Origin of the sequence: Mesorhizobium sp. WSM3873 (genome assembly GCF_001672445.1) — a bacterium.
Taxonomy (GTDB): Bacteria; Pseudomonadota; Alphaproteobacteria; order Rhizobiales; family Rhizobiaceae; genus Mesorhizobium.
The window spans coordinates 22,915-42,830 of sequence record NZ_LYTM01000024.1; the positions used below are offsets into that span (position 1 = coordinate 22,915).

General features: G+C 65.9%; 18 protein-coding genes. 10 read left to right on the forward strand and 8 right to left on the reverse strand.

What is annotated here, in order from left to right:
• Positions 1–15: 15 nt before the first annotated feature.
• Positions 16–756 (reverse strand): response regulator transcription factor, encoded by a 741-nt coding sequence (locus A9K71_RS17400; RefSeq protein ID WP_066998258.1) that lies wholly within the window; start codon positions 754–756, stop codon positions 16–18.
• Complete coding sequence (locus A9K71_RS17405) at positions 756–2,033, reverse strand: ATP-binding protein (protein ID WP_066998261.1); 1,278 nt, start codon at positions 2,031–2,033, stop codon at positions 756–758. The genes A9K71_RS17400 and A9K71_RS17405 overlap by 1 nt, the downstream gene beginning before the upstream one ends.
• Before the next feature lie 223 nt (positions 2,034–2,256).
• On the opposite strand from A9K71_RS17405, the gene A9K71_RS17410 reads away from it, so the two are divergent.
• From A9K71_RS17410 to A9K71_RS17440, 7 genes are all read left to right on the forward strand, one after another.
• Positions 2,257–4,674 carry a glucan 1,4-alpha-glucosidase gene (locus tag A9K71_RS17410; RefSeq protein ID WP_066998263.1) on the forward strand — a complete coding sequence of 806 codons (2,418 nt, stop codon included), beginning with the start codon at positions 2,257–2,259 and terminating at the stop codon, positions 4,672–4,674.
• Between the two features lie 31 nt (positions 4,675–4,705).
• The gene (gene gnd / locus A9K71_RS17415; protein WP_066998266.1) at positions 4,706–5,713 is read left to right on the forward strand and encodes a phosphogluconate dehydrogenase (NAD(+)-dependent, decarboxylating); all 1,008 of its coding nucleotides are present in this window, start codon (positions 4,706–4,708) and stop codon (positions 5,711–5,713) included.
• 16 nt (positions 5,714–5,729) lie between these two features.
• A complete protein-coding gene (gene zwf, locus A9K71_RS17420) occupies positions 5,730–7,106 on the forward strand; it encodes a glucose-6-phosphate dehydrogenase (protein ID WP_066998268.1) in 1,377 nt (458 codons plus the stop codon).
• Positions 7,107–7,122: 16 nt separating this feature from the next.
• Complete coding sequence (locus A9K71_RS17425; RefSeq protein ID WP_066998272.1) at positions 7,123–7,827, forward strand: ROK family protein; 705 nt, start codon at positions 7,123–7,125, stop codon at positions 7,825–7,827.
• Between the two features lie 189 nt (positions 7,828–8,016).
• Positions 8,017–8,481, forward strand: coding sequence for a MucR family transcriptional regulator (locus tag A9K71_RS17430; protein ID WP_066998275.1), 465 nt, complete (start codon positions 8,017–8,019; stop codon positions 8,479–8,481).
• Positions 8,482–8,591: 110 nt separating this feature from the next.
• Positions 8,592–9,692, forward strand: a complete 1,101-nt coding sequence (locus A9K71_RS17435) for a pyridoxal phosphate-dependent aminotransferase (RefSeq protein WP_066998279.1) — start codon at positions 8,592–8,594, stop codon at positions 9,690–9,692.
• Between the two features lie 156 nt (positions 9,693–9,848).
• Positions 9,849–11,087, forward strand: a complete 1,239-nt coding sequence (locus A9K71_RS17440; RefSeq protein ID WP_066998282.1) for an MFS transporter — start codon at positions 9,849–9,851, stop codon at positions 11,085–11,087.
• A 70-nt stretch (positions 11,088–11,157) separates the two neighbouring features.
• Here the strand turns inward: A9K71_RS17440 and A9K71_RS17445 are convergent, their stop codons facing one another.
• The 6 genes from A9K71_RS17445 to hemC form a co-directional block, all read right to left on the reverse strand.
• Positions 11,158–11,874, reverse strand: a complete 717-nt coding sequence (locus A9K71_RS17445; RefSeq protein ID WP_066998285.1) for a glutamine amidotransferase — start codon at positions 11,872–11,874, stop codon at positions 11,158–11,160.
• 18 nt (positions 11,875–11,892) lie between these two features.
• Positions 11,893–12,372, reverse strand: a complete 480-nt coding sequence (locus A9K71_RS17450) for a TerB family tellurite resistance protein (protein ID WP_066998287.1) — start codon at positions 12,370–12,372, stop codon at positions 11,893–11,895.
• Positions 12,373–12,404: 32 nt separating this feature from the next.
• Positions 12,405–13,976: a heme biosynthesis protein HemY gene (locus A9K71_RS17455; protein ID WP_066998297.1), complete on the reverse strand. Its 1,572-nt coding sequence runs from the start codon at positions 13,974–13,976 to the stop codon at positions 12,405–12,407.
• A gap of 10 nt (positions 13,977–13,986) precedes the next feature.
• Entirely contained in the window at positions 13,987–15,459 is a 1,473-nt protein-coding gene (locus tag A9K71_RS17460) for a COG4223 family protein (RefSeq protein ID WP_066998300.1), read from the reverse strand.
• A gap of 105 nt (positions 15,460–15,564) precedes the next feature.
• Positions 15,565–16,278, reverse strand: coding sequence for a uroporphyrinogen-III synthase (locus tag A9K71_RS17465; protein WP_066998303.1), 714 nt, complete (start codon positions 16,276–16,278; stop codon positions 15,565–15,567).
• Between the two features lies 1 nt (position 16,279).
• On the reverse strand, positions 16,280–17,206 hold the full coding sequence (gene hemC, locus A9K71_RS17470) for a hydroxymethylbilane synthase (protein ID WP_066998305.1): 927 nt from the start codon (positions 17,204–17,206) through the stop codon (positions 16,280–16,282).
• Positions 17,207–17,435: 229 nt separating this feature from the next.
• Between hemC and tsaD the strand changes: the two genes are divergently transcribed.
• The 3 genes from tsaD to A9K71_RS17485 are packed head-to-tail and all read left to right on the forward strand — an operon-like array spanning position 17,436 to position 19,857.
• Positions 17,436–18,521, forward strand: coding sequence for a tRNA (adenosine(37)-N6)-threonylcarbamoyltransferase complex transferase subunit TsaD (tsaD, locus tag A9K71_RS17475; protein WP_197504245.1), 1,086 nt, complete (start codon positions 17,436–17,438; stop codon positions 18,519–18,521).
• Positions 18,518–19,543, forward strand: coding sequence for an NAD(P)H-dependent glycerol-3-phosphate dehydrogenase (locus A9K71_RS17480; RefSeq protein ID WP_066998309.1), 1,026 nt, complete (start codon positions 18,518–18,520; stop codon positions 19,541–19,543). Before tsaD ends, A9K71_RS17480 begins: the two co-directional genes overlap by 4 nt.
• 17 nt (positions 19,544–19,560) lie before the next feature.
• Positions 19,561–19,857 carry a YciI-like protein gene (locus tag A9K71_RS17485; protein WP_066998315.1) on the forward strand — a complete coding sequence of 99 codons (297 nt, stop codon included), beginning with the start codon at positions 19,561–19,563 and terminating at the stop codon, positions 19,855–19,857.
• Positions 19,858–19,916 lie beyond the last annotated feature (59 nt).

Consider the following 19,916-nt stretch of genomic DNA (forward strand, 5'->3'; position numbering starts at 1 on the left):
GACCCATCGCGGGGCTTACTGCTCCTGCAACGGCGTTGCCTGCGCGAGCCAGGCATCGAGCTGCTCCTGCTCGCGCCGCAGCGCATCGATGTTGATCAGGCCGCGCGCCATGGCCAGATAGATTGCGCGGGTGCGCGAATTGAACACCGACGCCTCGCCAGCGCCCTCCTCCGGCGGCACTATTCCGAGCTTCTCATAGACATGCTTGATGCGGCTCTGCGCGCCGCGGATCGACAGGCCGCGCCGCGCCGCGATCGCTCGGTCGGTGAGGCCGAGCGCGATGTCGATCAGGCTTTCATATTCGCCGTCGGTGATGCCCTCGAACCGGTCCTGGACGCGGTGCTGGATGCCGCGGATCTCGCGGTCGATGATGCAATGCCCCTCGCGGAACACGCCGCGCAGCGCCGAGCGCATGCCTTCTTCCGTCGCCGATTTCAGCACATAGCCATAGACCGACCCCGGCGGCACGATGCGCGCCACGCCGCGCACATAGGCCTCGTCGGCGAAGTTCGACCAGAACAGGATATGCGTGCCGGCGCGTTGGCTCCAGATGGCGCGTGCCACCTCGATCCCGGTCGCCTTGGGCAGTTGCAAGTCGAGCACGACGTGCGGCGGCTGCCGTTCCGCCGCAAGATTGATGGCGTCCTCGCCGTCGCCGGCTTCGATCACCTCGACATCGCCGGGCCACAATTGCTCGACGGTCCGCCGCGCGAAGGTGCGATGCAGCCCGTCATTTTCGGCGATCATGACCAGCATCAGACTGCCTCCGCCACCGGCTGAGCTTCGGTTATCGCGGTGCCGCACGCCGCCGCCTCGGCCTCGGCGGACTCGCGATCGATCTCGATCACGACCCTGGTGCCGCCCTTGCGGTCGGCCGGCTCGAAACGCAGCCGCGCCCCGACAAGGGCCGCTCGCGTGTGCATGTGGCCGATGCCGCCTTGAGCGGCGGGATCGATCGCGCCGCAGCCATGCCCGTCGTCGGTGACGGTCACGCTGAATGTGGTTGCCGTCGACGCCAGCTGCACTTCGATACGGCTTGGCGCGGCATGACGGACCGCATTGTTGATGGCTTCCTGCACGATGCGATAGAGCGCGGTGCGCAACGTTTCCGACAGGCCGTCGGCGCTGCCGTCGCTGGTGTCGGCGATGCGCACCGCGATCGGCGGCTTGGCCCTGGCAACGCTGCGGTTGAGATGTGCCTCGACCGCGTCGCGCAGGCCGAACAGTTCCAGGACGCTCGGCCGCATGTCGTCGACGATGTGGCGCAGCTCCGCCAGGCAGCCCGCCACCTCCTGCTCGAGATCGGCAAGCTGGGCCGTCCGCGCCACGCCCCGGCTGCGGAAAGCTGAAACCTGACGTGCGATCCGGGCCAGGTCGGCGAGCGTCTGGTCGTGCAGGTCCATGGCCATGCGGCGCCGCTCGCGCTCCATGCCCTCGGTCAGTTGCGAGGCGCCGACTCTCAGCAGTTCCGCCCGGTTGCGCGCCTCGCTTTCGGCGAGCATGGCGCGGCGCGCTTCCTCCGTCTGGATCAGCGCGAACATATAGGGCCCGATGAGGTCGGCGCATTGCTGAGCGACCTCGACGTCCTCTTGCGAGTAGCAGCCGGCCTTGTGCCGGCTGATGTTGAGCGCGCCGATCACGCTGCCGCGTGCCCGCAGCGGCACGATGATGCGGCTCCGCAGCTTGGCGGCGAAGATCGGCCCGTCGAACGCTCCCTCGAAGTGGAATCGGTCGTCGAGAAGTGCGTTGTCGGTCAGCAGATAAGGCGTTTCGCCCCACAGCACGCGCCGGATCGGGCTGCCCTCGACCGGATGCTGCGCCAGATCGCTCCAGCTGGTATGGAAGCCGGCCTCGTAGCAGGCGTGCATGCGCCCATCGAGCGACAACACCGCCAGATCGATATGGTCGTGCGGGATGAGCGTGCCGATTTCGATCGCTGTCGCCCGGAACGCTGAGCCCGGATCGATATGGCCGGCGAGCGCCCGCGAGATCGTGAGCAGCCGATCGATCAGCTGGGGAGATACCTCCGACATGTCTCCTCCCTGTCCCCCTGATGAATGCCGTGGAACGACAGCCAAGCCGCGCCGCGCGGCCTCGATCCTGTTTTCCGCAGTTCCTCCCTGCCCGAGAAATAGTGAGCGCTTGACGGCGCCGCTGTCAACGATGGGTCAAGCGACCCGAGCCCGATCAACTTCGGGTGCGGCGATTGAAAAGCCGCCGGCTCCTGGTCTAGGAACGGCCGCAGGAGGCCAATTGATGGCAGTGACGCCGACCGTTGCTCAGGGCGCCCCGGGAATTCCCGCGCGCTGGACGTCAAGCGCCAAGAGCGGCGTCGGCACCGGGCTTTCAGCGAACAGCCCGCTTTGGTTCACCATCAGTCACGGCATATTGAACGAGGTCTATTATCCCCGCCTCGACAGCGCCTGCACGCGCGACTTGGGGCTGATCATTACCGGTCCCGATGGCTATTTCTCGGAAGAGAAACGCGATGCCGCCCACCATATCGAGCCATTCGAAGCCGGCGTCCCCGGCTATCGCCTGGTCAACACGGCGGTCAATGGCTCCTATCGGATTGAAAAGCGCATCGTTACGGATTCGAAACGGCCCGTTCTGCTGCAGAAAATTACATTCGCGGCGCTCAAAGGCTCAGCCTCGGACTACCAGGTCTACGCGCTGCTCGCGCCGCATCTCGTCAATCGCGGCATGGGCAACACCGCCTGGGTCGGCCAGCACAACGGGCAGCGTGTCCTCTTTGCGTCAGGCCGCGGCGTCTCGCTCGCGCTTGCCGCCTCGCCGCCCTGGGGCGCATGCTCGGCCGGCTATGTCGGTTTCTCCGACGGCTGGCAGCAGCTGCGGAATGGCGGCGCGCTCGATCCTGCCGCTGAGCGCGCGGAGGATGGCAATGTGGCGCTGACCGGCGAGATCGGCTTCTCGACAGGCAAGGGCACCGCATTGCTGGCGCTCGGCTTCGGCGCCTCGCCGGAAGAGGCGGCGGAGGTCGCGCTGGCCAGCCTGGAGGACGATTTCGATGCGGCCGCCGAAACCTATGCCGCAAACTGGCGGAATTTCCAGTCCGGCCTGGAGACGCTCGACAGGCAAGCCGCCTCCGGCTTGAACACCTACCGCGTCAGTACCGCCGTCCTTGCCTCGCATCTCTCGATCGCCAGGCCTGGAGCCGCAGTCGCCAGTCTTTCGATCCCGTGGGGCTTCAGCACGGGCGACGACGATCTCGGCGGCTACCATCTGGTCTGGCCGCGCGACCTGGTCGAAACGGCGGGCGGCTTCCTTGCAGCCGGCGACGCCAGGCAGGCGCTCGATATTCTCACCTATCTCCGCTCGATCCAACAGCCGGATGGTCACTGGCCGCAAAACTGCTGGTCGAACGGCACGCCCTACTGGCCTGGCATCCAGATGGACGAATGCGCCTTTCCGCTGCTGCTTGCCGACGCGCTCCGCCGCGCGGGTCATCTGCCGCGCGCGAAGCTCGACGATTTCCTAGCCATGATCGAAAGCGCGGCTTCCTATGTGGTGCGCAACGGCCCGGTCACCGGCGAGGACCGCTGGGAAGAGGACGCCGGCTACAGCCCGTTCACGCTGGCCGTCGAGATCGCGGCGCTGCTTGCGGCGGCTGACATGCTGGATGCTTGCGGCAAAAATGAACCGGCAAACTATCTGCGCGAGACGGCCGACTGCTGGAACGACCAGATCGAGCGCTGGACCTATGTCACCGGCACCGAACTCTGCGCCAGGGAGGGCATCGACGGCTACCATGTCCGCATCGCACCGCCCGACGGTGCTGGCGCCGCTTCGCCGAAGGACGGTTTCCTGCCGATCAAGAACCGCCCGCCCGGCGATAGCCATCGGCCGGCCGAGGCCATCATAAGTCCCGATGCGCTGGCGCTGGTCCGCTTCGGACTGAGAGCCGCCGACGATCCGCGCATCGTCAACACCGTCAAAGCCATCGACGCGCTTCTGCGCTGCGAGTTGCCGCAAGGCCCGCTCTGGTATCGCTATAGCGGTGACGGCTATGGCGAGCATGAGGATGGCTCGCCCTTCGACGGCACCGGCCGGGGCCGGCCCTGGCCGCTACTCGCCGGCGAGCGCGCGCATTACGAGCTGGCCGCCGAGCGACCCGGCAAAGCGGCCGAACTGCTCGAAACCTTCGAGCGTTCTGCTGGTGCAGGCGGCCTGCTGCCGGAGCAGGTCTGGGACAGACCCGACCTGCCGGAGCGCGAATTGCGGCTCGGCGCGCCATCGGGCAGCGCCATGCCGCTGGTCTGGGCGCATGCCGAGCACATCAAGCTGCTGCGCTCGCTGCGCGACGGCAAGGTCTTCGACATGCCGCCGCAGGGCGTCGAGCGCTACATCGAGCGCAAGACCGTGTCGCCGTTCAGGACATGGCGCTTCAACAACAAGATCCGCTCTCTTCCCGCCGACAAGCTCCTGCGCGTGGAACTTGCGGCGCGCGGCGTGGTTCACTGGAGTAGCGACAAGTGGCTGACGGTGCGCGACGACAACACGGTGGAGAACGCCTTCGGCGTCCACCTGGTTGACCTGGATGTCGCCGGCCTGCAGCCGGGATCGACGGTCGTCTTCACATTTTTCTGGCCCGAAGCGAGCCGTTGGGAGAATGTCGACTTCACCGTCGGCATCGATCCTTCGGATAGCCAGTAAGGTTCTTTCCTCAAGCTATTAGGATAGCACAATGCAGATCGGAATGATGGGACTGGGCAGGATGGGCGCCAACATGGTGCGCCGCCTGATGCGCGACGGCCACGAATGCGTCGTCTACGACATCAATTCGGCAAGCGTCGCCGGCATGGTCAAGGACGGCGCCATCGGCGCCGCCTCGCTGGAGGAGTTCGTCGCCAAGCTCGCCAAGCCGCGCTGCGCCTGGCTGATGCTGCCGGCGGCGATCACCGGCAGGATCGTCGACCAGGTTGCGGCGCTGATGGAGCCGGGCGATATCATCATCGACGGCGGCAATTCCTATTATCACGACGCCGTCGACCAGGCCGCGAAGCTGGCGACCAAGGGCATCAATTTCGTCGATGTCGGCACCAGTGGCGGCGTCTGGGGACTGGAGCGCGGCTACTGCCTGATGATCGGCGGCCCCGACGAAGCCGTGAAACACCTGGATTCGGTCTTCGCCACGCTGGCGCCGGGCGCCGACCCGGGCTCCAATCCGCCGAAAGGCGCCGGAACCGCGCCTTACGGCTATCTGCATTGCGGGCCGAGCGGCGCCGGCCATTTCGTCAAGATGGTTCATAACGGCATCGAATACGGCGTCATGGCGGCCTACGCCGAGGGCATCAACATCCTGAAATCGGCCAATGCCGGCAAGCGCGCCCGCACGGCGGACGCCGAAACCAGCCCGCTCGAAAGCCCGCAATACTATCAGTTCGACATCGACCTGCCCGCCGTGGCCGAAGTCTGGCGCCATGGCAGCGTCATCGGCTCCTGGCTGCTCGATCTCACCGCCGGCGCGCTGAAGAACGATCCGTCGCTCGCCCAGTTCGGTGGCCGCGTCTCCGATTCCGGCGAAGGCCGCTGGACGCTCAAGGCCGCGATCGATACCGGCGTTCCGGCGCCGGTACTCTCCTCGGCGCTATTCGACCGCTTCTCCTCGCAGGGCGAATCCGCCTTCGCCGACAAGCTCTTGTCCGCCATGCGCTACGCTTTCGGCGGCCATGTCGAAAAGCCGAAGGCGTGAGAGCGGGAGTGACGGGATGAGCCAGGAGAGATCCGACACGCTGGTGCTTTTCGGGGCGACCGGCGACCTTGCGCATAAGAAAATATTTCCGGCGCTCTATCAGATGGTCGCCAAGGGAACGCTGAGCGAGCCGGTGATCGGCGTCGCTTTCGATCCTTGGGACCTTGGCAAGTTGGTGGACCGTGCCCGCGACGGCATCGTCAATGCGCTGGGCGCCGTCGACGACAAGGTGTTCGCCAGGCTCGCCTCGCTGCTGCGCTATGTCAGCGGCGACTATCGCGATCCGGTGACATTCGAGAGATTGAAGACGGCGCTCGGCTCGGCGCAGCGGCCGCTGCATTACATGGCAGTGCCGCCCACCATGTTCGAAACCGTCGTCCAGGGCCTCGAACAATCCGGCACCGCGCGGGGCGCCAGATTGATGGTCGAAAAGCCTTTCGGCCACGATTTGCAGTCGGCCCGCTGGCTGAACCGCGTGTTGCACCTGGTGTTCGACGAACAGTCCATCTTCCGCATCGACCACTATCTCGGCAAGGAAGCGATCCAGAACCTGCTCTATTTCCGTTTCGCCAACGCTTTCCTCGAGCCGATCTGGAACCGCAACTTCGTCGAGAGCGTGCAGATAACCATGGCGGAGGATTTTGGCATCGAAGGCCGCGGCAAATTCTATGACGACGTCGGCTGCATCCGCGACGTCATCGAGAACCATCTGCTCAACATCCTGCTGTTGCTCGCCATGGAGCCGCCGGTCGGCCGCTCTGCCGACGATTTGATCGACGAGAAGGTTCAGGTGCTGCGCGCCATCCGCACCTTGACCAAGGACGATGTCGTGCGCGGCCAGTTCGACGGCTATCTGGCCGAACCGGGCGTGCGGCCGAACTCGCCGGTCGAGACCTTCGCCGCCGTACGCTTCTTCGTCGACACCTGGCGCTGGCAGGACGTGCCCTTCTTCATCCGCGCCGGCAAGAACATGCCGGTGCATGCGACCGAAGTGATCGTGCGGCTGAAGCGCCCGCCGCTCGACGTCTTCGATCCGATCAAGCCGGGCGACGCCAACTATGTCCGTTTCCGTATCGATCCGCAGGTGGCGATCTCGATCGGCGCCCAGCGCAAGGCAGCCGGCGACGACATGATCGGCGAGCAGGTGGAACTGACCGCGCTCGACGACACCAAGGGCGACATGCCGCCCTATGAGCGGCTGATCGGCGACGCCATGAACGGCAACGGCCAGCTCTTCACGCGCCAGGACGCGGCCGAGCTTGCATGGCGGATCGTCGGACCGGTGCTTGGCGACACCACGCCGCCTCCGATTTACGCGCCGAAGACCTGGGGGCCGGCCGACGCCATGAACGGCTTCGGCCCGCCCAATGGCTGGATCAATCCGACGAAATAGCTTCTCGGGGGACCGGATGGCGAAACCAGCAAAACGGGCTTCGACGAAGGACGGGCAGGTCGTCCTCACCATCGACGTCGGCGGATCGCGTGTGAAAATTCTCACCAGCGCCGGCGGCGAGATGCGCCGCACCGATTCCGGGCCGGGCCTGACACCTGAGCAGATGGTGGCTTCGGTGAAGAAGCTGGCCGAGGGCCTGGATTACGACGTCATTTCGATGGGCTACCCTGGCCCGGTCAGGGACAACAAGCCGTCGCTCGATCCCTTCAATCTCGGCAAGGGCTGGAACGGCTATGATTTCGCCGCCGCCTTCGGCAAGCCGGTCAAAGTCGTCAACGACGCGCTCCTGCAGGCGATCGGCAGCTATGACGGCGGCCGTATGCTGTTCCTCGGCCTCGGCACCGGCCTGGGCGCCGCCATGATCCTCGACAATGTCGGGCAGCCGATGGAGCTTGCTCATCTTCCTTACAAGAAGGGCGGCAGCTTCGAGGATTATGTCGGCGAGCGCGGCCTGGAAAAGCACGGCAAGAAAAAATGGCGCAGATACGTTTTCGATGTCGTAAACAGGCTTCGCGCCGCCTTGCAGCCGGACTATGTGGTCATCGGCGGCGGCAATGTCGACAAGCTCGATGAATTGCCTGAAAAATCCAGGCGCGGCGACAACACACGTGCTTTCGAAGGCGGATTTCGACTGTGGCGCGATAAGGCGCTGATCGTCTGATATTTTTACTTTTCAGTATAGTCGTTCAAAATAACGTGTAGTCGCACGACCTGTCGTTGCGCCGCGCAGATTTGCCGACTAGGAATCCGCCGGCCTGCCGCACATGCGCCCCTCGGCGCGCCAAGAGCGCGGCAGCGCGCTGGATTTTACATCCCGATTTGCGGCCGTGCGGCATAGAGGAGGACTGACGTGGACGAGGAAACCAATACAGCCAAGGAGGATGTCGACCTGCTCGAGCTCACCGCCCACATCGTGTCGGCCTATGTCGCCAAGAACCGGCTGCCTGCTTCGGGCCTCGGCGAGCTCATCGCCAGTGTCGCCTCCTCGATCGGCGCCCTGAACCAGCCGCCGACTCCGCCGGCACCGCCGCCCGTTCCTGCCGTCAATCCCCGGCGCTCGGTGACGCCGGACTACATCATCTGCCTCGAGGACGGCAAGAAGTTCAAGTCGCTGAAGCGTCATATCGGCGTGCATTTCGGGCTGAGCCCGGAAGCCTACCGGACCAAATGGGGCCTGCCGGCAGACTACCCGATGGTCGCGCCTAACTACGCGGCATCGCGCTCCGAGCTCGCCAAGTCGATCGGCCTCGGCCGCAAGGCCGAAGCCGAGCCGGAGAAGCCGGCAAAGGCCAGGAAAGTAAAGGCCCCCGCCTAAACGATCTTGGCCCTGTGCCAACGGTTAGAAGAAGCCTGCCAAGGAATCCACCTTGGCAGGCTTCCTGCTTTTGGCTTGGATAAGACAAGCGAATGCTGTTCGGGTGAGCCATGAACTATGCGAGGATGGTGATCGAGAAGGAAGCGCCGGAGGAATACGGCTACGACCGCATCCGCTTCAATCTCTCCGAAAGCTCGATCGCCGACCAGAAGCTTGCCGATATCGGCCTCTCGCTGCCCGACCTCACCTTGTTCTACGGCGAGCATCGCGGCGATAAGCAATTGCGCGCGCTGATCGCCGGGCAGGACAAAGCGCTATCCCCGGACGACGTGCTGGTTACCGCCGGCGCTGCCGGCGCGCTGTTCATCATTGCCACCTCGCTGCTTTCGGCCGATGACCATCTCGTCGTCGTGCGGCCGAACCATGCCACCAATATCGAGACGCCCAAGGCGATCGGCTGCGCGATCAGCTATGTCGATCTCGACTTCGACGAGGGCTTCGCCGTGGAGGTCGCGCGGGTCGCGGCGGCGGTGCGGCCGAACACCAGGCTGATCAGCGTCACCTGCCCGCACAACCCGACCGGCACGATGATGACCGGCGCCGATCTCGACGCGCTGGTCGCGCTTGCCGAAAGCCGCCGCTGCCGGCTTCTGGTCGACGAAACCTATCGCGATCTCTCCTACGGCGAGCGCCTGCCCTCCGCGGCATCGCTCAGTCCAAGCGCGATCAGCGTCTGTTCCCTTTCGAAAGCATTTGGCATTCCGGGCATCCGGATCGGCTGGCTGGTCAGCAAGGACCACGCTCTGCAAGAGACGTTCCTCGCCGCCAAGGAGCAGATCGGCATCTGCGGCAGTGTCATCGACGAGGCGATCGCACGCTCCATGCTCGAGCGGCGCGATGCCTTCCTAGCATCGTTGTTGCCGGAGATGGCCAAGCGCCGCGATATCGTCCAGGCTTGGATCGACGGCGAGCCGGTGGTCGACTGGGTGCGTCCGCAAGGCGGTGTGGTCGGCTTCCCGCGGCTGAATGTCGATGCAGGTTTCGACCTCGACCGGTTCTACGCGCGGCTCCTGGAAGAACACGGCACTTATGTCGGTCCCGGCCACTGGTTCGAGATGCCGAAGCGCTTCTTCCGCGTCGGCTTCGGCTGGCCGAAAGAGGCGGAATTGCGCGGCGGGTTGCAAGCGATTTCCGCCGCGCTGAGAGACTGAGCCTCCTTGACCGTGAACGATAATTCCGAAGTTCCTTCATCCCGCGCCGATTTTTTGCGCGCGCGACGAGGCGAACTGGGCTAAGGGTCTCCGGCCGGAACAGCGCCCACCGTGGAAGTGCCCCGCCGGCCGATGTCACAACGGGGCCCTCGAATCATGACCGCCGAAGCAACTTCACCTGAACAGCGCTACGCCGCCTTCCGGCACCGGCCGTATCTCAGCTACTGGACGGCGCGCTTCCTCACCACTTTCGCCACCCAGATCGTCTCAGTCGCCGTCGGCTGGCAGATCTACGACCTGACGCGCAATCCCTTCGACCTCGGCATCGTCGGCATCGTCCAGTTCCTGCCGTCGCTGCTCCTGGTGCTTGTCACCGGCGTCGTCGCCGACCGCTTCGGCCGCCGCCTGATCATGACATTGGCGTCGTTCGTCGAGGCCGGCTGTGCGCTCACTCTGTTGTTGCTGACGCTGCGCGGCCTTGGCGGCCCGCTGCCGATCTTCGTCGTGCTCGCCATGTTCGGCATCGCCCGCGCCTTCTACGGGCCGGCCTCGTCCTCGCTGGTCGCCAATCTGGTGCCGCCACAGGATTTCGCCAACGCCATTGCCTGGAATTCGTCCGCCTGGCAGACGGCAACCATCGTCGGCCCGGTCGCCGGCGGCCTGCTCTACGGCCTTTCGGCGGAGATCGCCTACGCTACTGCGGCGATCCTGATGCTTGTCGCCGCGCTGCTCGTCTTCACCATCCCCAAGCCCGCGCAGCAGACGGCTACCGACAAGCCGACGATGCAGACCCTGTTTGCCGGCTTTCGTTACATCTGGGGCGAGAAGATCGTGCTCGGCGCGATCTCGCTCGACCTGTTCGCGGTGCTGCTCTCCGGCGCCTCGGCGCTGCTGCCGGTCTATGCCCGCGACATTCTGGAGCTTGGGCCCTGGGGCCTCGGCCTGCTGCGCTCGGCGCCTGGCATCGGCGCCATCGCCGTAGCCGTCTGGCTCGCCGGCCATCCGATCCGCGACCATGCCGGCAAGATCATGCTCGGTTTCGTCGCCTTGTTCGGCGCCTTCACCGTCCTGTTCGGCGTCTCGACCATCACCTGGTTGTCGATCGTGGCGCTCGCCATGCTCGGAGCCACCGACATGTTCAGCGTCTATATCCGCGAGACGCTGATCCAGCTCTGGACGCCCGACGAGGTGCGCGGCCGCGTCAACGCCGTCAACCAGGTCTTCGTCGGCGCTTCCAACGAGGTTGGCGAGTTCCGCGCCGGCACCATGGCGGCGCTGATCGGCACCGTGCCGGCGGTGGTGATCGGCGGCATCGGCGCCATCGCGGTTGCCGGGATCTGGGCTTGGTTGTTCCCTGCGCTGCGGCAGGTGCGGCATTTGAATAGCAGGAACTAATTGCCAGCGCAGCAACTTGACGGCCGGACTAGAAGAGTGCAGCGGCTTCCCTCTGCAATTGCGGCAAAATCTATCCGACGGCCGGCTTGCCGAAGATCAGGCTCAAAAATTCGCCGAGCCAGCGCTTGAGGTGCATGTCCCAGATCAGCCGGCCGCCGAGATGATCGCGGCCGGGCTGCGCGCCCGGCAGCTCGAAGCGATGCGCGCCGCGCACCACCCAGCGCTGCATCATCACCCTGGTCAGTTCGCCATGGAACTGGATACCCCAGGCATTCTCGCCATACCGGAAAGCCTGGTTGGGATAGGTTTCGGCCGTGGCGAGCAGCGTCGCGTCCTTCGGCAGGGAAAAGCCCTCGCGGTGGAACTGGTAGACCATCTCCGGCCAGTGCAGCAGTTTCTTGCCGGCGTCGGTCGCCTTCAGCGGATACCAGCCGATCTCGACCAGTCCTTCGCCATGGCCCTCGACCCTGCCGCCAAGATGCCTGGCGAGCATTTGCGCGCCGAGGCAGATCCCAAGAAAAGGCCGGTTTTCCTTGAGCGGGATTTCGAGCCACTCGGTCTCACGCCGGACGAACTCGTCCTGGTCGTTGGCGCTCATCGGCCCGCCGAAGATCACCGCCCCGGCGTGGCCGTCCAAAGTGCAGGGAAGCTCTTCGCCAAGCGGCGGCCGGCGAATGTCGAGATCGAAACCTTCTTCCAGAAGCATATGGCCGACGCGGCCGGGGCTCGAAGTCTCCTGATGCAGCACGATCAGGATTTTTGGTCTCGGCCTGGGTCTGGGTGGCATGGAAGAAGAAAGGTCCAGCTATTCGTCGCTCGATGTGCCCCGCGCGCCCGGCGCTTCGGCCGCCGCCTTGCGGCGCGCCTCGATGCGGTCGTGGCGCTCGACACCGATCAGCTCGGCGACGCGCCAGACGGTGTTGTCCTCGAGCTCGTGCAGCTCGCCGTCGGCGTAGACGATCTCCCACATCAGGCCGATGAAGGCCTTGCGCGCCTCGGCATCCAGATGGCGCTTGAGCACGCTGGTGAAGGCATAGAGGTCGATCGCCTCGTTATCGGCACGCTCGCCGGCGGCGGCCAGCGCGTCGAGCTCGTCGCCGCTGATCGAATAGGTCTCGGCCAGGATCTCCTTGAAGCGCTCCCACTCGATATCCTGGCGCACGCCGTCGGCGTTCATCACGTGATAGAGCAGCGCCGAGGCCGCGACGCGCGGATCGTCCGCGCTTGGCTTGCTCGCGCCCGCAGCAGGCAAATCCCTCAGGAAGGACAATACGCGTTCGAACATCGATGCTTTTTCCCTGTCCGCCAAGCCGAGCCTCAAAACAAACGAAACCGGCGCGGCGATTTTTCCGCCTCGTCTTCCGGCGTGACGCCGGGATCATCCGGCAAGCGCGGCAACTCCGGCGCCTGCTCGACCACCGTGTCATCGGCGGCGGCGACCGCGGTTTCCCTCTCGATGCCGTTCGGCGCCTCGGCGGCCGCCTTCTCGGCCGAACTATCGGGCTCAAGGTCGATCGCTCTCTCGTCAGCCGGCAAAGCGGGCGCCGATGCAGCGATCGCGGGAACCGCCTCCTCAACCGCGCTGTCGATTAGTTGCCCGAGCCGCTCCATCGGCGCGCGCCAAGTGAACGCGTCGAGCTTGCCGGTGATCGGCGATACCGGCGCCCAGCGCTCCGAGACGACACCGTCCGCCACCCAGGCCGGATCGCGCGGCGCGCGCACAGCCTTGGACAGCAGTTGCCGCACCTTGCCCTGGTCGCCGCTTTCGGCCTCCTCGATGTCGGCCAGCAACAGATAGGCGCCTTCGCGGCGATCCATGCGGATTGCGGATTCCGCCTCGCGCCTGGCGGTGGCGAAATCCTGCGCGTCGAGCGCGGCGCGCGCCACCGCCATCGACGATTCGGCATGGTTCTTCTTCAATTCCTGCAGCTTTTTCGCCCGGTTGAGGCGATCGAGCACGGCATCGCCCGGCCTCGCATGGATGTAGAGCTCGGCAATATCCGGATGCGGTTCGGCCCGCCAAGCGATCTCCAGGATCTTGGAACCCTTGCGCACATCGTTGTGCTTAATCAGCAGGTTGGCCGCGATCACCGCGGCCGGCGCGAAATCGGGCGCCAGCTTGTTGGCTTCGAGCGCCGCGGTCCGGGCAGCGTTCGGATCGCTGTCGACCAGCGCCTGCGCCTTGGCAGTGAGCAGCACGGCGCGGCGGCGGTTGGCGGCATCGCGTTCGATTTGCCTTGTCGATTTCTGCGCCTCGACCAGCTTCAACGCGCCGTCCCAGTCGCCGCGCTCGGTCAGCTCTTCAAGCGTCGATTCCGCCGCCCAGGCAAGCTGCGGTGCCACAGCTGCGGCACGACCGGCATAGTGGCGCGCGGCGTTGCGGTCGCCCAGTCGCTCAGCTTCGAGATAGAGCCCGCGCAGGCCGAGCAGCCGCATCTCCGGATCATCGAGCATGCGCTCGAACTTTTCCCGCGCACCGTCATGGTCGCCTTCGAGCAGCGAGGCCTGCGCATCGAGCAGGTTGATCAGCGGCTCTTGGTCGGAACTGATCAACTTGGCCGCCTCCTTGGTCTTCTTGCGCGCCAGCGCGCCGTCGCCGGCGCCGGCCGCGATCATCCCCGTCGACAGCGCCTGGTAGCCGCGGTCGCGGCGGCGCACCCGGACATAGCGCGAGATCGCATAAGGGCTGTTCCACAGCGACTTGATCAGCCACCAGACGATCATCACCGCTGCGACCACGGCGACGATCGCCACCGCCGCCACCATCAGCGTGACCTGGTACTGGTAACCGTTGAAGGTGACGATCATCTCGCCCGGACGGTCGGCCAGCCAGGCAAAGCCGAGCCCCAGCGCGAAGACGACGGCGAGGAAGGCGAGGATGCGGATCATTTGACGGTCCTCATGCCTTGGTCGCGCCGGCAATCAGCGCTTCGATCTGCTTTTCGACCTCGAGCCGCGCCTTCAGTTTGCCGGCGAAATCGGCGCCGGCCGCCTTCGACGCATCGGGCAGGGTATCGTATTCGGCGAGAGCCTTGGCATAGTCGCCCTGGCTGACTGCCACTTCAATGCGCGCGACCGTTTCCGGCACGCCCTTGCCTTCGACGGCGCCGACCGGCCGCACCTGCACCAGCGATTTCGCGCTCGACACCAGGCTTTGGAAGAAGCCGGCATTCTGGTCGACCGGCGTTGCCGCTTCGACCATGGCGTTGGCGGCGGCTTCGGCCTCGGAAGCGATGGTGGCTCGCGTGGGCACGCCTTTTTCCGCATAGCCGCGCAGAACGCCAAGCTCCGGCGCGTTGGGCGCAATCGCGGCGAACGTGTCGAGCTCGGTCGCAAACGGCGCGCCGCGATCGAGCGCCGCCTTCAGCGCCGAAGCGGCGATCGCCAACGCGATCTTCGGCTGCGAGGCCTGCGCCTCGACCTTGCCGGAGAGCTGCTGCACCGACTGTTCCAGCGCCGCGATCCGGCTGTCCGCCGCCTTCGCCGCGTCGCCCGCCGATTTCACAAGCGCGTCGAGCCCGGCGAGCCTCTCGTTGAGCGGGGCGAGATCGACCGGTGCAGCATTTCCGGCCTTCTGCAGGTCGGCGACCGACGTCTCGACCTGGCCGACCTTGTCGGTGAGCGCCTTGAGCGCGGCGCCGTCGTCGCCCTGGCCGGGCGAGGATTTCAGCGCCGCGACGTCCGACTTCACCTGGTCGAGCGCCGAGGACAGGCCGTCGACCTTGGCCGAAGCGCCGGTATCGGCCGTCTCCTTGAGAGCCGCGATTTGGCTTCTCAGCGAAGCGATCTCGCCGGTGACGCCGTCGGGCGAGGGCCCGCCGACCGAAGTCGGAGACCCGAGCAGCCCTACCGCTTGCAGAAGACCGGCGCCGGCAAGCGCGACAACGCCGCCGATCACGCCGGCGGCAATCATGTTGACGCCTGAGCGCCTGGCGGCCGGGAAGTCGCGATCGTCGCTTCGGGTTTCGCTCGGCTTCGCCGTCGAGGCGGCAGAACTGGTCTTGGCTGCCGACGCATCCTCGAAACTGTAGCCGAAGCTTTTTGGTTCGCTCTTCGGAGCCTCATCAGTGCCCGGATAGGATGCTTCCGCCCCATCCTTGTTGGTTCCAGCCTGGTCAGCTCCGCCCTGCGCCGCGTCGGTGTGTTCCCACGGCTCGATGTCGGCCTGTTCGGCATGGATCGGCTCTTCGGGAGCTTCCGGCTGCGAAGCAGCAGCCCCTTCCTCTGCCTTCGCCTCGTCGGTTCGTTCCGTGTTGGTATCGGTATTGGCGGCATCCTCGTCAGTGATTCGCGAGACGGCGCCGGGTTCGAGTTCGATGGTCACCGGCTCGCGGCGGCTCTTCGAATGTCGCACCTTAGGCGTCTTGACCATGCTTGGGCTCCGCAAATTGGCTTGAGGATGGTTCAAAGAGTCTAGAGCTCAAGGATGCTCTACCACATCACCAAGCGGTGAAAAGGGGCGGTGTGATGACGCGGCTCAGCCCGGTAGCGACAAAAGCTGGAACAGCGCGTCCTCGTCGGGTTGAGAGGCAATTCGAACCTTTTGCCCGCCAACCCCGTCCAATGCGTTGGCGATTCGCGCGGAAAGGGCCAAAAACTCCGCCCGTTCAAAGAGATGCCGCAGTGCTGGGCGCATGGCCAGGCCAATCATCACGGGTGCCGCCTTGGCCGAATAGAGCAGCACTGCCTCGACCGGCGTGCCCGACAATCGGGCAACGACGGCATCGTCGCCATAATCGAATTCGATGGTGTCGTAGGTCTCGACAGGCCGGACACGCACCCGGGCTGCCGCCAGCCGTTCTTCGAAGACGGGAAAGCGCGCCCGGCCACAAAGATAAACCATCTCCTTGCCCGTAAGTTCGGCGGTTATCTGGCCGGCCAGTGCTTCGGCATCGCCTGGGCCTTCAAAGACGGACGTAAATCCAGCCGCACGGCAGGCTTCCGCCGTCCTTTTGCCAACCGCATGGCAAGGCAGGGCGGCAAGCGCAGCGACCAGTTCCTTGGGCGCATAGCGGACAGCATTGGCGCTGGTAACGGCAACCGCGGCAGCGGCGGGAAGGACGCGTGCCTCGACCGGCAGCGCCGCCGTTTTTGTCAGTGGCAGCAGGACGGGCTGGAACCCCTGGGCTTCAAGGCGCCGGGCCGTGCGGGAGGCGCCCGGTTCCGGCCTCGTCACCAGGACGCGGACCATATCAGGCCCAGCCGTCGAAGAATTTTGCGCCGGCCTCGGCGCGAACGGCCCGCGCGGCTTCCACGCCGGTATTCGCCGCGTCCCGGGCCGGGCCATTCAATCTGACCTCATGCGACTCGGTGCCGTCGGGCGAGATGATCAGCCCGGCGAAAGACAGGTATTCGTCCGAGACGATCGCATGGCCGGCGATCGGCGTGCGGCAGGAGCCGTCGAGCGCAGCAAGAAAAGCGCGCTCACAAGCCAGCGCCTGGCCGGTTGGCATGTCGTGAATAGCCGCCAACATATTTTCGACCACGCCGTCGCCGATGCGGCTTTCGATGCCGATCGCCCCCTGCCCCGGCGCCGGCGGAAAGACATCCAGCGGCATCAGATCGGTAATCACGCTCTCGAGCCCGAGCCGCTTCAGCCCGGCATAGGCGAGGATGGTGCCTTCGGCCACGCCCTCATCCAGCTTGCGCAGCCTGGTCTGCACATTGCCGCGGAACATCACCACATTGAGGTCCGGCCGCATCCGGCGGAGCAGCGCCTGGCGCCGGAGCGACGACGAGCCGAGCGTCGCGCCATGCGGCAGATCGGCGATCCGCTTCGCGGTCTTGCCGATGAAGGCGTCGCGCGCGTCCTCGCGCGGCAGGAAGACGGAAAGCTCCAGCCCGTTGGGCAGCACCGTCGGCATGTCCTTCGAGGAATGCACGGCGATATCGATGCGGCGGTCGAGCAGCGCTTCCTCGATCTCCTTGGTGAACAGGCCCTTGCCGCCCGCTTCCGACAACGGCCGGTCCTGAATGCGGTCGCCGCTGGTTGAGATCGGCACAATTTCGAAGGCCTGCTCGGGCAGGCCATGCGCCTGCATGAGCCGCGCCCGCGTCTCATGCGCCTGGGCGAGCGCCAGCGGGCTGCCGCGTGTTCCGATTTTCAAGGTTGTTTGCATGGCGCGCGGTCCGTGATAACCCCCGAGGTGATTTCGAGGTCTGCCGAGATTCAGGTCAGGCCGAGCCGAAAAAGGCGGATTTCGAGAACCGGAGCGGAGCGTACTTTTGGGTACGTGAGCGCCGGAAGCGCAGAAAACCGCCATTCGCAGGCCGGCACCACCTGACTATCGACAGACCTCCTATATAGGAAAGGTCGGAGACACAATCTTCGAGGACAGCGACGAATTGATCCGCGTTCTGGGCATTGAGACAAGCTGCGATGAGACGGCGGCCAGCGTGGTGGCGCTGGACGGCGACTCCGCGCCCGAAATCCTCTCCAATGTCGTCTTGAGCCAGATCGAGGAGCATGCCGCCTTCGGCGGCGTCGTCCCCGAGATTGCCGCGCGCGCCCATGTCGAGGCGCTGGATGGGATCGTCGAGGCAGCGCTGACCGATTCGGCCGTATCGCTCGATGAGGTCGACGCCGTCGCCGCGACTGCCGGGCCGGGGCTGGTCGGCGGGCTGATCGTTGGTCTGATGACCGCCAAGGCGATCGCCGCCGCCGCGAACAAGCCGCTGATCGCCATCAACCACCTCGAAGGTCACGCGCTGACCGCCCGGCTGACCGACGGGCTCGACTTTCCCTATCTGCTCTTGCTGGTCTCCGGCGGCCACACCCAGATCGTCGCGGTGCGCGGCGTCGGCGACTACCAGCGCTGGGCAACGACCATCGACGATGCGCTGGGCGAAGCCTTCGACAAGACGGCCAAGATGCTTGGCCTGCCTTATCCGGGCGGGCCGAATGTAGAAAAGGCCGCGGCCGGCGGCGATGCGAGCCGCTTTGCCTTCCCGCGTCCGATGAAAGGCTCGGCGCAGCCGGATTTCTCCTTCTCCGGCCTGAAGACCGCTGTGCGCCAGGCGGCAACGGCGATCGCGCCGCTCAGCGACCAGGACGTCGCCGACATATGCGCCGCCTTCCAGGCGGCGGTAGCCGATGCGCTGGGCGACCGTGTCGCGCGGGCGCTCGCCCGTTTCCGCAAGGAATTTCCCGAGACGGCAAAGCCTGCGCTGGTCGTCGCCGGCGGCGTCGCCGCCAACCGCACGATCAAGGCAACGTTGGAGGCGCGCTGTTCCAAGGCCGGCTTTGCATTCGTCGCGCCGCCGCAAAAGCTTTGCACCGACAATGCCGCGATGATCGCGTGGGCCGGCATCGAGCGGCTGCGCGCCGGGATGGCCGACGCGAGCGCCGCCGACTTCGTGCCGCGCTCGCGCTGGCCGCTGGACAGTGTTTCCGCCCCCTTGGTCGGCTCGGGCCGTCGCGGGGCAAAGGCATGACTGACGCGGTCACGAACGGCGCACAAACCAAGGCGCCCAGCGGCTGGCGTGTAGCAGTGCTTGGCGGCGGCGCCTGGGGCACGGCGTTGGCGCTTGCCATGCTGCGCGCCGGCCATTTTGTCCGCCTCTATGCCCGCGATCCCGACACCGTCGACGCGATCGACCGTGGCGAAAACCCGCACTATCTGCCCGGCATCGCGATCGAGCCCGGCATCGTCGCCACCAGCGATATCGCTGCTGCGCTCGACGGTGCGAATTGCGTGCTGGCGGTAACGCCCGCCCAATCGCTGCGCGCGGTGCTGACCGCCGCCGCCGGCCATGTGCCATCCGGCGTGCCGCTGGTCCTTTGCGCCAAGGGGATCGAGCGCGACACCGGCGCGCTGCTGTCCTCGATCGTCGAGGAAAACCTGCCCGACAATCCGGTCGCAGCACTTTCCGGCCCGAGCTTCGCCAGCGATGTCGCGCGCGGCCTGCCGACGGCCGTGGTGGTGGCCGGCCGCGACGGAGAACTGGCGGCCGATCTCGCTGCCCGCTTCTCGGCCGAGAACCTGCGCTGCTATTCCAGCGACGATCTCATCGGCGTCGAGATCGGCGGCGCGCTGAAGAACGTCTTCGCCATTGCTGCCGGCGCCGTCACCGGAGCCAAGCTTGGTGCCAGCGCCCAGGCCGCCATGGTGACGCGAGGCTTCGTCGAGCTGCGCCGCATCGGCGCCGCGTTCGGCGCCAGGCCGGAAACGCTGATGGGGCTCTCCGGCCTCGGCGACCTGCTGCTCACCTGTTCCTCGGCGCAGTCGCGCAACTTCGCCTACGGCCTGGCGCTCGGCCAAGGCAAGGAGCTCACCGGCCTGCCGCTCGCCGAAGGCGTGCCGACGGCCGCCATTGCCGCCCGCATAGCCGCCGAGCGCGGCATCGAGGCGCCGATCATTGCAGCTGTCGCCGCCATCCTCGATGGCAAGGTGACCATCGGCCAGGCGGTGACGGCGCTGATGACGCGGCCGCTCAAAACCGAAACCGACATTTGAAGCCTCGGAGTTGAAACATGCTGTTTGCATTGATTTGCAAGGACAAGCCCGGCAGCTTGCAGCTGCGCGCCGACACAAGGCCGGCGCATGCGGCGTTCCTGGAAGGGCTGATCAGCGAAGGAAGACTTGCCTTCGCAGGTCCCTTCCTCGACGCTGCCGGAAAGCCTGACGGAAGCCTGGTGATGATTGAGGCGCCCGACATGGCCGGCGCGCAAGCCCTGGCGGCCGCCGACCCTTATGCCAAGGCTGGCCTGTTCGAAAGCGTCGAAATCCGTCCATGGAATTGGGTCTTCCAGAAGCCCGCCGCCGCGTGACCGGTCGCTGGCGCTCCCGCTCCCCGCGAGAACGGGGAAAGGATAAGGAAGAGCGCCAA

What these genes read in the sequence shown, in the direction of transcription:
- A9K71_RS17480 (WP_066998309.1), top strand. Translation starts at nt 18,518, where the DNA reads ATGACTGACGCGGTCACGAACGGCGCACAAACCAAGGCGCCCAGCGGC.
- A9K71_RS17445 (WP_066998285.1), bottom strand. Translation starts at nt 11,874, where the DNA reads ATGCCACCCAGACCCAGGCCGAGACCAAAAATCCTGATCGTGCTGCAT.
- A9K71_RS17425 (WP_066998272.1), top strand. Translation starts at nt 7,123, where the DNA reads ATGGCGAAACCAGCAAAACGGGCTTCGACGAAGGACGGGCAGGTCGTC.
- zwf (WP_066998268.1), top strand. Translation starts at nt 5,730, where the DNA reads ATGAGCCAGGAGAGATCCGACACGCTGGTGCTTTTCGGGGCGACCGGC.
- A9K71_RS17465 (WP_066998303.1), bottom strand. Translation starts at nt 16,278, where the DNA reads ATGGTCCGCGTCCTGGTGACGAGGCCGGAACCGGGCGCCTCCCGCACG.
- hemC (WP_066998305.1), bottom strand. Translation starts at nt 17,206, where the DNA reads ATGCAAACAACCTTGAAAATCGGAACACGCGGCAGCCCGCTGGCGCTC.
- A9K71_RS17450 (WP_066998287.1), bottom strand. Translation starts at nt 12,372, where the DNA reads ATGTTCGAACGCGTATTGTCCTTCCTGAGGGATTTGCCTGCTGCGGGC.
- A9K71_RS17485 (WP_066998315.1), top strand. Translation starts at nt 19,561, where the DNA reads ATGCTGTTTGCATTGATTTGCAAGGACAAGCCCGGCAGCTTGCAGCTG.
- A9K71_RS17455 (WP_066998297.1), bottom strand. Translation starts at nt 13,976, where the DNA reads ATGATCCGCATCCTCGCCTTCCTCGCCGTCGTCTTCGCGCTGGGGCTC.
- A9K71_RS17435 (WP_066998279.1), top strand. Translation starts at nt 8,592, where the DNA reads ATGAACTATGCGAGGATGGTGATCGAGAAGGAAGCGCCGGAGGAATAC.
- A9K71_RS17410 (WP_066998263.1), top strand. Translation starts at nt 2,257, where the DNA reads ATGGCAGTGACGCCGACCGTTGCTCAGGGCGCCCCGGGAATTCCCGCG.
- A9K71_RS17405 (WP_066998261.1), bottom strand. Translation starts at nt 2,033, where the DNA reads ATGTCGGAGGTATCTCCCCAGCTGATCGATCGGCTGCTCACGATCTCG.
- gnd (WP_066998266.1), top strand. Translation starts at nt 4,706, where the DNA reads ATGCAGATCGGAATGATGGGACTGGGCAGGATGGGCGCCAACATGGTG.
- A9K71_RS17400 (WP_066998258.1), bottom strand. Translation starts at nt 756, where the DNA reads ATGCTGGTCATGATCGCCGAAAATGACGGGCTGCATCGCACCTTCGCG.
- A9K71_RS17440 (WP_066998282.1), top strand. Translation starts at nt 9,849, where the DNA reads ATGACCGCCGAAGCAACTTCACCTGAACAGCGCTACGCCGCCTTCCGG.
- A9K71_RS17460 (WP_066998300.1), bottom strand. Translation starts at nt 15,459, where the DNA reads ATGGTCAAGACGCCTAAGGTGCGACATTCGAAGAGCCGCCGCGAGCCG.